General features: G+C 70.9%; 12 protein-coding genes, 1 tRNA gene and 1 pseudogene. 4 read left to right on the top strand and 10 right to left on the bottom strand.

Annotated elements, in window-relative coordinates; translation table 11 throughout:
• The 5 genes and pseudogenes from ACIPEQ_RS08275 to ACIPEQ_RS08255 form a co-directional block, all read right to left on the bottom strand.
• Nucleotides 1–189, bottom strand: a pseudogene (locus tag ACIPEQ_RS08275) (hypothetical protein); the annotation flags it as partial.
• Between the two features lie 12 nt (nucleotides 190–201).
• Complete coding sequence (locus tag ACIPEQ_RS08270) at nucleotides 202–507, bottom strand: hypothetical protein (protein ID WP_402714799.1); 306 nt, start codon at nucleotides 505–507, stop codon at nucleotides 202–204.
• A gap of 23 nt (nucleotides 508–530) precedes the next feature.
• The gene (locus tag ACIPEQ_RS08265) at nucleotides 531–722 is read right to left on the bottom strand and encodes a DUF2273 domain-containing protein (RefSeq protein WP_126891821.1); all 192 of its coding nucleotides are present in this window, start codon (nucleotides 720–722) and stop codon (nucleotides 531–533) included.
• A complete protein-coding gene (locus ACIPEQ_RS08260) occupies nucleotides 715–1,179 on the bottom strand; it encodes an Asp23/Gls24 family envelope stress response protein (protein ID WP_402714798.1) in 465 nt (154 codons plus the stop codon). The genes ACIPEQ_RS08265 and ACIPEQ_RS08260 overlap by 8 nt, the downstream gene beginning before the upstream one ends.
• Before the next feature lie 358 nt (nucleotides 1,180–1,537).
• The gene (locus tag ACIPEQ_RS08255) at nucleotides 1,538–2,647 is read right to left on the bottom strand and encodes an acyl-CoA desaturase (RefSeq protein ID WP_250366636.1); all 1,110 of its coding nucleotides are present in this window, start codon (nucleotides 2,645–2,647) and stop codon (nucleotides 1,538–1,540) included.
• A gap of 219 nt (nucleotides 2,648–2,866) precedes the next feature.
• Here ACIPEQ_RS08255 and ACIPEQ_RS08250 point away from each other — a divergent pair, with 219 nt between their 5' ends.
• Nucleotides 2,867–3,115: a hypothetical protein gene (locus tag ACIPEQ_RS08250; RefSeq protein ID WP_402714797.1), complete on the top strand. Its 249-nt coding sequence runs from the start codon at nucleotides 2,867–2,869 to the stop codon at nucleotides 3,113–3,115.
• 124 nt (nucleotides 3,116–3,239) lie between these two features.
• Nucleotides 3,240–3,512 carry a hypothetical protein gene (locus ACIPEQ_RS08245; protein WP_402714796.1) on the top strand — a complete coding sequence of 91 codons (273 nt, stop codon included), beginning with the start codon at nucleotides 3,240–3,242 and terminating at the stop codon, nucleotides 3,510–3,512.
• 105 nt (nucleotides 3,513–3,617) lie between these two features.
• Here the strand turns inward: ACIPEQ_RS08245 and ACIPEQ_RS08240 are convergent, their stop codons facing one another.
• The 5 genes from ACIPEQ_RS08240 to ACIPEQ_RS08220 all read right to left on the bottom strand — a co-directional run bounded on the left by ACIPEQ_RS08240 (nucleotide 3,618) and on the right by ACIPEQ_RS08220 (nucleotide 8,440).
• Nucleotides 3,618–5,120: a hypothetical protein gene (locus ACIPEQ_RS08240; RefSeq protein WP_402714795.1), complete on the bottom strand. Its 1,503-nt coding sequence runs from the start codon at nucleotides 5,118–5,120 to the stop codon at nucleotides 3,618–3,620.
• 157 nt (nucleotides 5,121–5,277) lie between these two features.
• The gene (locus ACIPEQ_RS08235; RefSeq protein WP_402714794.1) at nucleotides 5,278–6,612 is read right to left on the bottom strand and encodes an AAA family ATPase; all 1,335 of its coding nucleotides are present in this window, start codon (nucleotides 6,610–6,612) and stop codon (nucleotides 5,278–5,280) included.
• Nucleotides 6,613–6,774: 162 nt separating this feature from the next.
• Nucleotides 6,775–6,848, bottom strand: a tRNA-Pro gene (locus tag ACIPEQ_RS08230).
• Nucleotides 6,849–7,001: 153 nt separating this feature from the next.
• Nucleotides 7,002–7,613, bottom strand: a complete 612-nt coding sequence (locus tag ACIPEQ_RS08225) for a hypothetical protein (protein WP_209823370.1) — start codon at nucleotides 7,611–7,613, stop codon at nucleotides 7,002–7,004.
• The gene (locus tag ACIPEQ_RS08220; protein WP_402714793.1) at nucleotides 7,610–8,440 is read right to left on the bottom strand and encodes an endonuclease/exonuclease/phosphatase family protein; all 831 of its coding nucleotides are present in this window, start codon (nucleotides 8,438–8,440) and stop codon (nucleotides 7,610–7,612) included. The genes ACIPEQ_RS08225 and ACIPEQ_RS08220 overlap by 4 nt, the downstream gene beginning before the upstream one ends.
• A gap of 71 nt (nucleotides 8,441–8,511) precedes the next feature.
• On the opposite strand from ACIPEQ_RS08220, the gene ACIPEQ_RS08215 reads away from it, so the two are divergent.
• A complete protein-coding gene (locus ACIPEQ_RS08215; protein WP_402714792.1) occupies nucleotides 8,512–9,981 on the top strand; it encodes a hypothetical protein in 1,470 nt (489 codons plus the stop codon).
• Nucleotides 9,982–10,049: 68 nt separating this feature from the next.
• Nucleotides 10,050–12,218 carry a RecQ family ATP-dependent DNA helicase gene (locus tag ACIPEQ_RS08210; RefSeq protein WP_402714791.1) on the top strand — a complete coding sequence of 723 codons (2,169 nt, stop codon included), beginning with the start codon at nucleotides 10,050–10,052 and terminating at the stop codon, nucleotides 12,216–12,218.
• Nucleotides 12,219–12,235 lie beyond the last annotated feature (17 nt).

Here is a 12,235-nt window from a genome sequence, read left to right as displayed (position 1 = left end):
GAGGGCGGTGTCGGCGACGGTCTGCGGGTCCGCCAGCAGCGGGCCCTGTCCGATGGCCTTGAGGACCGCTTCGGTGCCGATCCACGCCGCGACCAACGCCACGACGACCAGAGTGATCGCGAGGGCGGTGGACCGGGACCGGTGGATGCTGCGACGACGCAGCCGCTTCTCGAGCTGTTCAGTGCTCATGCTTGCCTCCTCCTACCGGACCCGGCCCTCGTGCGCACGCACGATCCCGGTCAGTTCGATGTGGGCCCGACCCACGTGACGTCCCGACAACTCGCCCACCCTGCGGCCCACCGCGTCGGCGGCCGCTGCGGCCGCCCCGACGATGTCGGTTCGTTCGCGGATGGGTCCCGTGACGTCGAGGGCGATGGACCCCCGGTCGTCGTCGAGTCCCACCCGCAGGCGCTTCGCGGGCACGCCGAGCTGTTCGGCCGCGGCTGCCCGCGCCAGCGCCGTGAGCGCCCGGGCAGTGATCTCGACCCGGCCCGGGACCGCGCTCACCGGGAGGCTCCCCGGGCCGCCGCTCACCGGGAGCTCCGGCGTCCGGTCAGCACGTCGGTCAGGGCACCACGGTCGATCTTGCCCGTCGCGATCGCGGCCACGAGGGCGCCGATCAGACCGAACACGACCACCAGGACGAAGCCCCAGAACCCGAACTGCAGTGCCACGACGGCGAGGATGGCGCCGATCAGCGCGCCGACGAGCGTGTTACTCAACGCGGGACTCCTTCTTGTCGTCGCTGTCGTCGTCATCACCCGGGATGAAGACGTCCTGGACGGTCACGTTGACCTCGGCGACCTCCATGCCGACGATCTGCTCCAGCGCGCGAGCGACCGACGAACGGACACCGTCCGCGACCTGCTGCAGCGACACCGGGTACTCCGCGACGATCACGACGTCCGCGGCGACCTGCTTCTCGCCGACCTCGACCTTGACGCCCTGACCGTGGTCACGCTGACCGATCGCGTCGCGGATCGCGCCGATCGCACGAGCGGCGCCGCCGCCCAGCGAGTGCACGCCGTTGACCTCACGCGCGGCGATGCCGGCGACCTTCGACACGACGGTGTCGTCGATCGTGGTCTTGCCCGCAGTGCCCGAACCGTTCTGGACGGCCGAGCGCGACGCCGCCGAAGCGGTCGCCGGAGTGGTCGAGGTGGTGGTGGTGTCAGCCATTGGATGCTCCCTTCGAGTGCCCGCCGGGACTCGTTCCCAGCGGATGCTGTTCACGGATGAGACGGGCTGACACCGAGGTTCGTCACGTCCCCCGTTCCGAGTCGAGCATTTCCCCAGGAAACGGGCTTCTCGGGCCGTTCTTGTCCCCCGAACGCAGTCCGGCGCGGGCGTTGTGGTGCGCAACCGGACAGCGCCGGTGCGCTCCGTCCGCCACACGCACGTGGACGCAGCCGCACGTCGACGCAGCGGCGCGTCGACGCAGCTGCACATCGACGCAGCCGCACGCAGACGACGGACGGGAGGCGCGCCACCGGTCCGGTGTCGCGCCTCCCGTCCGGGGACTGCGTCGTGGGTCGTGTCAGTGGATGCGGAGCTGCGCGACCATCGGGCAGGCGAAAGGGTCACGGGCGGCGAGCCCGACCCGGTTGAGGTACCGCACGACGATCCCGTACGACCGCAGCAGCGTCGTCTCGGTGTACGGCACGTCGAGGGTGTCGCAGTGGTCCCGCACCAGCAGGCGGGCCTGCTTCAGCGCCGGACGCGGCATCGACGGGAACAGGTGGTGCTCCACCTGGTAGTTCAGCCCACCCATCAGGAAGGACACCCACCAGCCGCCGCGGATGTTGCGCGAGGTCCGCACCTGCCGCGAGAAGAAGTCGACCTTCGCATCGTGCGCGATCGTCGGCATGCCCTTGTGGTTCGGTGCGAACGACGCACCCATCATCACGCCGAACACCGCCAGCTGCACGCCGAGGAACGCGCACGCCATCCCGAACGGCAGGAACCAGAACACCACCGTCAGGTAGATGCCGAACCGGGCGAGGAGCATGCCGCCCTCGAGCCAGCGGTGCCGCACGTCGGCCTTCGTGCCGGAACCCGTGACGATCGACGTCACGGCGTACCGGTGCAGGTTGAGCCCCTCGAGCGTGAGCAGCGGGAAGAACAGCCACCCCTGGAACCGCAGGAAGGTCCGCATCAGCGGGCCCTTCGCCGCCGCGGCGTCCTCCGGCAGGAACCGGATGCCGTCCGGGGCGATGTCCGGGTCCTTCCCGACGGTGTTCGGGTTGCCGTGGTGACGCGTGTGCTTGTTCATCCACCACGAGTAGCTCAAGCCCACCAGGAACGTCCCGAGCCACCGGCCGGCATGGTCGTTCCACTTCTGCGACGCGAAGACCTGACGGTGTGCAGCCTCGTGCGACAGGAACGCGAACTGCGTGAAGATCACGCCGAGCGCTCCCGCCACGATCAGCTGGAACCACGAGTCACCGAGGAACGCGAACGCCACCCAGGCGAGTGCGAGGCCGGCGACCAGGCTGCCGAACAGGGACCAGTAGAAGCCGGTGCGCCGTCGGAGCAGGCCGTTCTCCTTCACCTGCGCCAGCAGCGCGGAGTAGGTCGACGTGCCGTTGCGGCTACCGGGACCGGGTCGGGTCCGGGTGAAACCGGGGGCGAGCGGGGTGGTCGTCATCGAGGACCGACCTTCTGTGGTGAGCGATCCTTCGACCGATCCGGAGAGTTCACGCATCCGCGCTTCCGGCGACCGTAGGTCACGGAACCGGGAGAACGCCTGGACGGCGCGCGTACGTCCGAGAAACGTGATCCGGAACGTTGCGGGATCGAGACGGTGCGTCGTTCCGAGGCGTGGGAGCCTGATCGCACCGGAGCACGCGAGCGGACGGAGCAGGCGGTGGACCGAGCGATCGCGTGGGTCGTGCTGGCACTCGTCACGGCGGTGCCGGCGCTGCTCCTCGCCGTCACCCAGCAGACCTCGTGTGCCGACGCCGCGCCGGGCGAGGCCACGAGCTCCTGCACGAGCGGTCCCTTGCTCGGCGTGACGGGGTCGTGGATTGCTGGCGTCGTCGCCGCGGCGGTCGTTGTGGTCGCGGTGGCGCAGGTCGTGCGCGCCGTCCGGGACGGGCGCGCAGCGCAGGACTGAAGACTCGAGGCACTCCTCAGGCAGCATGAAGCGCTACAAGTCGAACAAAGTGAGTCGACGTCGCTGTCGAAGGACGGCTCGCCGAGCCGTCGTCTCGGATCCGTCACCTGTCCATTCAGCTAAGGTGAGCGAGTCGTTGGTTCAAGGTGCCAGCGAGCCCAACCAAAGCATCGGGCTCGGCGCAGTGTGGCTGGCGGTGGTCCTGATCCTTGCTCTTGCGCGCCTTCTCAGTGAACGCCCTTTTAGCAAGCGGAAGGAGCAGCTCATGGATGTAATCCAGAAGCGCATTACCAACAGCACGACCAACACCTCAAGGAAGTTCTGGCAATACCTGCTCGAAACCATCTGGGCGATTGGAGCTGGGGTCCTCGCGGCCCCGCTGGCCACCTTGAGCTAACGAACAACGAAGGGGCTCTCAGTAGAGGGCCCCTTCGTCGTCTGCCTCGGGCATGAAGCGAAGAGCGAGCAATTTGACTGCCGCGGTCGAGCAAGACTGTCCGGTTCAGCCGTTCCAGGCGTCCTGCAACGCGCGCTCCAGGTCGGTGCGGTCCCCGCCCCGTACCTCGCCCTCGCGGAGCGGCACAGCCGTCAGCTCCCCGTCGTGCAGGGTCAGGTCCGTGATGCTGCCGGTACCGCGGTCGGCGAGACGGACGTGCAGTCCGGTGCCGTCCGGCAGCACCGGTCGCAGGGCCGCGACGAACGCCGGCACCTGGCCGACGTCGGACAGCGTCGCCGTCACCGACTGCTTCGTGCTGAACTGCTCCGACGACGCGGGGAGGAAGCCCCGGAGCGTGGTGCCGACCTGGATCGATGTGCCCAGCAGCGCCGGGGAACCGTTCACCGACAGGCGATCCGCATCGCCTGCATCGTCCCGGTCAGCAGCATCGTCGGCACCGTCAGTGACGTCCCGCGGGCCGACTCGGATCGACTCCACCGGAGCAGCCGGAGCAGCGGCGGCGAGCGCCGTCGCAGTCGCCAGGACCTGGTCCGGGTCGTCGACCGTCACGTCGACCACTGTCGGCGTGAGCGACACCGCGGTGACGTCCGACCGGACGGCGACCGCCGCGAGGCGGTCCGCTTCGGCGTAGTCGGCAGCGTCGGGCAGGTCGTCCTCGCCCCGGGGCTCGTCCTTCGTCACGATGCCGCCGTCCACGATGACCTGCGCGTCCGGCGCTGCCTGCTGCGCGATCGCGGTCGCGTCCCCCAGATCGGCGAGGTCCGTCATGTGCAGGCGGAGCCGACCCGGTGTGACGGAGGCCCGCGTCACCTCGTGCGCGGCGAGCACACGTTCGTACGCGGTGATCTCCGGCGTCGGGTCGCCGACGGTGTCGTCGGTCCCGGTGCTGTCGTCGGTCCCGGCGATCCGGTCGGAGATCTGGAGGTCTGCTTCGTCGGACGGCAAGCGGTCCGTCGGCGGCGTCGACCAGTGGGATGCGGTGAGCGTCGGGGATCGCCACCCCGAAGCGTCGGCTGCCTCACGCACCGCTCCCCAGCCGCGCACCAGGTCGGCGCGCTCCCGGACGTCCAGTCCGACCGAGCCCGGCCAGGTGCCGGACCCGGCCGGAGCCGTGACCTTCCCGCCGAGCCAACGGTCGTCGCCCCGGAGCCGGTCGACGACGGCAAGCAGCTGGTCGTTCTCGGCCGCGCGCCCCTCGACCGAGAAGTCGAACCCGTCGGCCTCCACCGAGGCGCTGTAGGTCGTCCCCGCGGTAGTGGCGTCGTGCATCCACCGTCCGACCTCGTGGGTCACCCGTCGCAGGTCGGCGTCGGACAGGTCGTCGTCGGTGGTCACGGTGACCTGGACCGTCCCCGCGAACGGCAGGTTGTTCGTGCCCGAACCGCGCACCGACCGCACACCGCGGAGCTCGGACAGCTCGTGCTCGGCTCGGGCAGCGCCCGCGGTCCCGGCGTCGACGTTCGCCGAGCAGCCGCTGACCAGCAGGACCGCCGTCAGCGTGGTGGCCGTCACGGCGGCGGTCAGCGTTCGTCGTCTCCCCCAGAGCATGGCGGGAGCGTAACGCAGCGAGATGCGCTGCCGGTTCCTACTCAGGCGCCAGCAGTGCTGGCGTCGCGCCGCCGCCGTGATGCCGGACATCCGTGACGAGGAGCCTGCGAACAGGAGCGGCCGAGAACCCACAGAGTCTCGGCGGTCACGAGGCACCTCACGTCGCCGGGAGGAACGTGATCATCTCGACCAGATCCACGAGCGCTGGGTCTTCCTGCAAGCGCTCGAGCCAGATCGAGATGGCTGCGTCGAGGAGTCGTTCCTCGGACACCCCTACAGCAGAAGCGATGTTGCCGAACGCCCTGTGATGATCCCCGAGGGCGGCTGCTGCGCACGCCATCGCAACGCCGGAGGTACGGACACCCAACATGGTCGCCAACTGGTCGGGTTGCTCTTGGAGCATCCTGAGGAGTTCGACTTCTGGAGCTGCGGCGCCTGGCAGGTAGTACTCCGCTGCATCCGAAGACGCTCTCCGCATGTCGGCATCGAGGACGACGGTCGCGCGCAGCCTCCTTGAATTCCCCAACGTCCTGGCTGCCGCCTTCGCAGCCGCTTCCCCGCCGGCCTGCACGACGTCGACGCTCGAGCGCACATGCGCCGCAAAACGATCGATGATCGCTCGTACCAGACGAGCGGCGAGTTCGTCTTCCACGAAGACGACAGCTGTCACGCCGCTGGACGGTCTCTTCAACGTACGGAGGATGGTCGGCGCATCGACGTCGTCAGTCACGATCGCCCCGCCGCCCGTTGTAAGGACAAGGCGCAGCGCCTCGACCGGGACGTGCTCGATGATCTGCGTCGAGTGTGTCGCGACGATCACCTGGCAACCATTACTGGCGGCCAAACGCCCGATCTCCTCGATCAGCGGGACGTGCGCCGGGCCGGCCAGGAATGTCTCCGGCTCGTCGATCAGCACGACCTCGTTCGCCTCCGCTTCTCGGAGCAACCAAAGCGTGTACGCCGCGGAGTACTCACCGCGGCTCATGGTGAAGGTCGTGAACTCCCTGCCGCCCCTGCTGCCGTGGAACAACGGGAGACGCTCGCCTTCGGTGTCGACGATGGCGATGGCCAACTCCTCGTAGCGATGGCCCGTGATGCGCCCGAGTGCTTCGAGGTCACGTTTTCCGAGGGCTTGCGAGCCGTGAGCCCGCATGACGTCTCGAGCCTCTGACGCCTCGAAGTAGTAATCCTGAGCCGCCGTGATGAGCGATCCCATCACGACGTCCGAGCTGACTGCGGTGACGGTGAGATCACGCAAAGCGGCGGAATACTGTGAGACGTAATCCACCCGTTCAAGTGGGAATTCGACAGGTGCAACCGAAGTGCGTGCGTCGTCAGGAGGCCGGACTGTCAAGGAATACGACCCGACGAAGTCTGCCGCGTCCCAGCGACTCACGGGAGGAAGAGACCAGCCACTCTGCCACCGCGGCAACGCCTCGCGAATGACGGCGAGCAGGTACGACTTGCCGGCTCCGTGCAAACCGGTGACCACGGTGAGCCGTCTCAGATCAACATGTCCGGGCGCGAGCACTGGCGACTCCCGCACCGTGATCCCGTGCAATGGTCGCGACTTCAAGACGAGCGCGTCGAGCAGACCTGCGCGACGAACACTCACCATGTCTTCGCGACGACCCCTCCGCCATGCTTCCTTCGGTCGGGCTGACAGGATTTGAACCTGCGACCCCTTGACCCCCAGTCAAGTGCGCTACCAAGCTGCGCCACAGCCCGCGAGCCCCGAGAGGCTCGGAACCCCGTTGCCGGTGTTCCACCACCCGCGTCCGACCGGAGCGCGAGCAGCCCGTCAAGCATAGCGGACGCCGGACCCTGCTCGCGCCACGGCGCGTCGCCACCTCCACGGGAGCGACCGGCTTGGCCGGACCGTCAGCCCCGCAGCGAGCGCGGATACGACCGCGACGGCGGCTGCACCACGTCACGCTCCGCCGCCAGCCACGGCAGCACGAGCCCCACGAGCAGCCCGCCGAGTCCGTCGGCGGCCAGGTCGCCGATCGTGTCGTCGTACCCGACGTAGATCTTCGAGTCGACGTAGTTGTGTCCGAGCCACTCGCACATCTCCCACACGGACCCGATCGCGAGCCCGAGGGTGAACACCAGGAGCGACACGGTCACGCGCCCGGCGTCCGGTGCGTGCGGCACGAGCCGGAGGTCCGCGGCGATCACGGCGAGCAGTGCCGCGAGCAGCCCGGTCAGCACGACGTGGATCAGCTTGTCCCAGAGGAACACCGAGGTGTACCACTCGAGGGCGCTCGACCACCCGGCGACCAGCACCAGCACGCAGACCGCCAGGTCGAACGCGGGCCGGAGTCCGAGCATCCGCGGCAGGACCACCCCGAACAGCGCGAGCGACATCACCGCGAACGAGGTGCTCCCCCACCCGATCGTCGCGACGGGGATGCTGAGGAGCGTCAGGACCCGCACCACGTCGGCCGGCAGGAACCGCCGGCGCAGGAAGGTCAGCCCGAGCGAGCGCATCACGAGGCCCACCGCACGACCGCCTGCACGGCCGCGTGGTCGGAGGGCCAGACGCCGCCCGGTCGGCGGACGTTGACCGCGACCTGCTCGACGACGGCGTCCTCGGTGACGAGCACCCCGTCGATCCGCCGGCCGCCGACACGCGGCGCCCGGTAGTGCGGGTACGTCCCGTACGCCGCCCCCACCTGCCGGGAGGCTCGTCCCCAGCTGTCGACGACCCCCGCCTCCGCCAGTGCGCGCCACGGCGCCGACCCGGCCGGGCAGTTCCAGTCGGCCATGACGACGGCCGGCAGCCCGCGCTCGCGGACGATCCGCCCGAGCAGCTGCGCGCCGCGCAGCCGTGCCCACGGCGACGCGACGTCGAGGTGGGTCGCGACGGCCAGGAACCGGAGCCCCGTCGAGCGGTCCGCGACGACGGCGCCGACGGCGTGCCGCGGGAAGGCGGTCGCCCACGACCGGGAACCAGGACGTGACGGCGTGCGGGACAGCGCCCAGGTGCGCCGCTCGACGACGTCGAGGCGCTCCCGGTCGAGGAACAGCCCGACCGCCTCGCCACCGCCGCGCGCGCCGCGGCCGACGACCACGGGCTCCCAGCGCGACCCGAGGCGGGCGGTGAGGTCGGCGGTCTGGGTGAGCAGTGCCTCCTGGACGGCCAGCACCGTCGGTTGCTCGCTGGTGACGAGCGCGACGACGGCGTCGCGGCGACGTTCCCACGCGTCCGGGTGACCGGGTGCGTGCGGTACCCGGCGTCTGAGGTTGAGGGTCGCGCAGTGCACCTCGGGGGCGACCACCGCCCCGATCGTCGGGTGGTCGTCCGGCGCAGCTGGCATGCACCCTGTCTACGAGACGACACCTGTCGCGTTCACAGGGTGTCGTGACGCACCCTCGTAGGGTGGATCGGATGCGTTCCGCTCGTCCCACCCGTGTCCTGCTCGCGCTGTCGGTCTCCGGGCTCCTGCTCGGTGCCGCCGGCTGCACCGCCCACGACGACTCCCCGACGGTCGCGCAGCTGACGCGCTCGTCCGCCGACTCGGTGGCCGTCGTGGCGCAGTCGGACCCGTCGGCGCGGTCCGTCGCCGCGAGTCGTGCGCTCTTCGCGTCGGCTCCCGGTGCGGTCGTGGCGTCCGCCTCTGACGCGGAGGCGGTGGGAGACGCGGCGAGCGCCGCGGAGGCCGCCCACGTGCCGCTGCTGCTGACGGACGGCGGCGACCGGGTGGCCGGCGAGCTCCGCCGACTCGGGGCCGACTGGTACCAGGCCGAGGGCGACGTGTCGGTCGACACCGACGTGCCCGAGCAGGACGCGCCGGAGGGTACGGACGCGCCCGAGGCGACCGATGCCTCCCGTCCGGCGACCGTGGTCGTGGCGGACCGGCGGGCGGATGCCGCGGCCGTGGCGACGGCGGAGGCAGCCGGCGCCCGCGTGGTCGCGATGCCGGACGGTGTGACCGACCCGGCTGCCGCCCCGGACGTCGTGTCCACGCTGCACGACCGCGCGGAGCACCCGACCGTGCTGGTCGGGTCGGCGTTCGGTGACCTGCCGGACCCGGAGTGGACGGTCCGGGCAGCGGAGAGCGGCTGGCAGCTGCCGCACGGCGGGCAGCGCCCCTTCGACGGACACCGCTACGTCGCGCTGTACGGCGCTCCCGGCGCGCCGGTGCTCGGCGTGCTGGGCGAGCAGGACCCGGCGGCGACCGTGCGTCGCGCCGAGGGCATGGCGAAGGAGTACGACGGGCTCGGCGACGAGCCGGTGACGCCGGCGATGGAGGTCATCGCGACCGTCGCTGCCGGGGACGCCGGGGCGGACGGCGACTACTCGACCGAGCTGCCGGCGTCGACGCTGGAGCCCTACGTCGACGCGGCGACGGACGCCGGGATGCCGGTCATCCTCGACCTGCAGCCGGGGCGGTCGGACTTCCTGTCCCAGGCGAAGCGGTACGAGGCGCTGCTCGCGAAGCCGAACGTGTGGCTCGCGCTCGACCCGGAGTGGCGGCTGACCGCTGACCAGGTGCCCTTGCAGCAGATCGGGAGTGTCTCCGCGTCCGAGGTGAACGAGGTCTCGTCGTGGCTCGCCGACCTGGTGCGGTCGAAGGGCCTGCCGCCGAAGGCGTTCGTGCTGCACCAGTTCCGGCTGTCGATGATCCAGGACCGCTCGTCGCTCGAGTCGCACCCGGAGCTCGACGTGCTCATCCACGTCGACGGGCAGGGCTCGCAGCCCGACAAGCAGGCGACGTGGAAGGCACTGCACCAGGACGCACCGGAGGGCGTGCACTGGGGCTGGAAGAACTTCTTCGACGAGGACACGCCGATGCTGTCGCCGGAGCAGACGATGGCGGACGTGCAGCCGACGCCGTCGCTCATCACCTACCAGTAGCGGCCTTCTCGTCCACAGCCTGGAGGGACGGGGCGCGTTCCGTCGGCGGGTGCTGACAGCATGGGGGCATGTCTGTTCTCGGTGTCGGTTCGTCCGTCGGCTCGCCTGCTCCCGCGGCGGCTCCGCCGTCCGCCGAGATCGCTGCGGAGGCGCAGGCGGCCCTGGCCGCGCTGACGGGGCGACCGGACGCGGTCTTCCACCCCGGACAGCTCGAGGCGATCTCGGCCCTGGTCGAACACCGGCAGCGCGCCCTCGTGGTGCAGCGCACCGGGTGGGGCAAGTCGGCCGTGTACTTCCTCGCGACCCTGCTGCTGCGCCGTCGCGGGGGCGGGCCGACCGTGCTGGTGTCGCCGCTGCTCGCCCTGATGCGCGACCAGGTCGCCGCGGCAGCCCGGGCCGGCGTCCGTGCGGTGTCGATCAACTCCGCGAACGCGCACGAGTGGGCGGACACCCAGGCCGCCCTGGCACGGGACGAGGTCGACGTGCTGCTCGTCTCCCCCGAGCGGCTCAACAACCCGCGGTTCCGCGACGAGCAACTGCCGACGCTGATCGCGCGGATGGGCATGCTCGTCGTCGACGAAGCGCACTGCATCTCCGACTGGGGTCACGACTTCCGCCCGGACTACCGCCGACTCGCCGAGCTCATCCGCTCGCTCCCCCAGGGCGTCCCCGTGCTCGCGACGACGGCGACCGCGAACGAGCGCGTGGTCGAGGACGTCGCCGAGCAGCTCACCGCGGGTCCGGACGCCCCCGTCTTCACCATCCGCGGCTCCCTGGCGCGGGCGTCGCTCCGGCTCGGTGTCCTCACCCTGCCGGACGCCCGGCAGCGACTCGGGTGGCTGCTCGCGCACCTGGGCGACCTGCCCGGCAGCGGTATCATCTACACGCTGACCGTGTCCGGGGCCGAGGACATCGCCCGGCTCCTGCGCGAGAACGGGTACGCCGTCCGCGCCTACACGGGGCGGACCGACACCGAGGAACGCGAGCAGCTCGAGCAGCAGCTCAAGGGCAACGAGCTCAAGGCGCTCGTCGCCACGAGTGCGCTCGGGATGGGCTTCGACAAGCCGGACCTCGGGTTCGTCGTGCACGTCGGCGCACCCTCGTCGCCCGTCGCCTACTACCAGCAGATCGGCCGCGCCGGGCGTGCGACGGACAACGCCGACGTCCTGCTGCTGCCCGGGCGCGAGGACCGCGAGATCTGGCAGTACTTCGCGAGCGCGTCGATGCCGACCGAGGCCCGCGCCTCCGCCGTGCTCGGCGCGCTCTCCACCGACACGGCGATGTCGACGGTCGCGCTCGAGGGCCTGGTCGACATCAAGCGCTCCACGCTCGAGCTCCTGCTCAAGGTGCTCGACGTCGACGGGGCCGTGCACCGTGTCGCCGGCGGCTGGGTGTCGACCGGGCAGCCGTGGCAGTACGACGCCGCCCGGTACGAGCGGGTCGCCGCCGCACGTGAGGCCGAGGCCGCGTCGATGCTCACCTACGAGTCGACGTCGGCGTGCCGCATGCAGCTGCTGCAGCAGGACCTCGACGACCCGTCCGCCGAGCCCTGCGGGCGCTGCGACAACTGCGCGGGCGTCTGGTACCCGACGTCGGTGTCCGACTCCGACGCGTCCGGTGCGGCCGCCGCGCTCGACAGGGTCGGCGTCGAGATCGCACCCCGTGCGCAGTGGCCGTCCGGCATGTCCTCGCTCGGCGTCCCCGTGAAGGGGAAGATCCCGGCAGGTGAGCTCGTCGAGCCGGGCCGGGCCGTGGCGCGCCTCACCGACCTCGGTTGGGGTGGACCGCTCCGCGCGCTCTTCTCGGCCGCGACTCCGGACGGTCCCGTGTCCCGCGAGCTGGTCGACGGGTGCATCCGGGCGCTGAAGGACTGGCCGTGGGCCGAGCGTCCGACCGCGGTCGTGGCGATGTCCTCGCGGTCGCGGCCGGAGCTCGTCGGGTCGTTGGCGCAGGCGCTGGCCTCGATCGGGCGGCTGCAGTTCCTTGGAACACTCGGGCGGAGCGGCGGGGAGCCCCGCGGCGACGGTGCGACGAACAGCGCCTACCGGCTGGCCGGGGTGTGGGACACCTTCGTGGTGGACACGGCGCTGGCTGCGGCGCTGGCGTCGCACCAGGGGCCGGTGCTGCTCGTCGACGACCTGGTGGACAGCCGGTGGACGGTGACCGTCGCCGGGCGGGAGCTCCGGCGTGCGGGTGCGTCGGCCGTGCTGCCGTTCGCGCTCGCCACGGTGGCCTGACGCCCGCGACCGGCCAT

Origin of the sequence: Curtobacterium sp. NPDC087080, assembly GCF_044745105.1 — a bacterium.
In the GTDB taxonomy this organism is placed as follows: domain Bacteria; phylum Actinomycetota; class Actinomycetes; order Actinomycetales; family Microbacteriaceae; genus Curtobacterium.
This window is presented reverse-complemented; position numbering and strand designations above follow the sequence as displayed.

Excerpts from the sequence above, each read along its gene's own strand:
- ACIPEQ_RS08260 (WP_402714798.1), bottom strand. The coding sequence starts at position 1,179 with ATGGCTGACACCACCACCACCTCGACCACTCCGGCGACCGCTTCGGCG.
- ACIPEQ_RS08255 (WP_250366636.1), bottom strand. The coding sequence starts at position 2,647 with ATGACGACCACCCCGCTCGCCCCCGGTTTCACCCGGACCCGACCCGGT.
- ACIPEQ_RS08240 (WP_402714795.1), bottom strand. The coding sequence starts at position 5,120 with ATGCTCTGGGGGAGACGACGAACGCTGACCGCCGCCGTGACGGCCACC.
- ACIPEQ_RS08220 (WP_402714793.1), bottom strand. The coding sequence starts at position 8,440 with ATGCCAGCTGCGCCGGACGACCACCCGACGATCGGGGCGGTGGTCGCC.
- ACIPEQ_RS08215 (WP_402714792.1), top strand. The coding sequence starts at position 8,512 with ATGCGTTCCGCTCGTCCCACCCGTGTCCTGCTCGCGCTGTCGGTCTCC.
- ACIPEQ_RS08210 (WP_402714791.1), top strand. The coding sequence starts at position 10,050 with ATGTCTGTTCTCGGTGTCGGTTCGTCCGTCGGCTCGCCTGCTCCCGCG.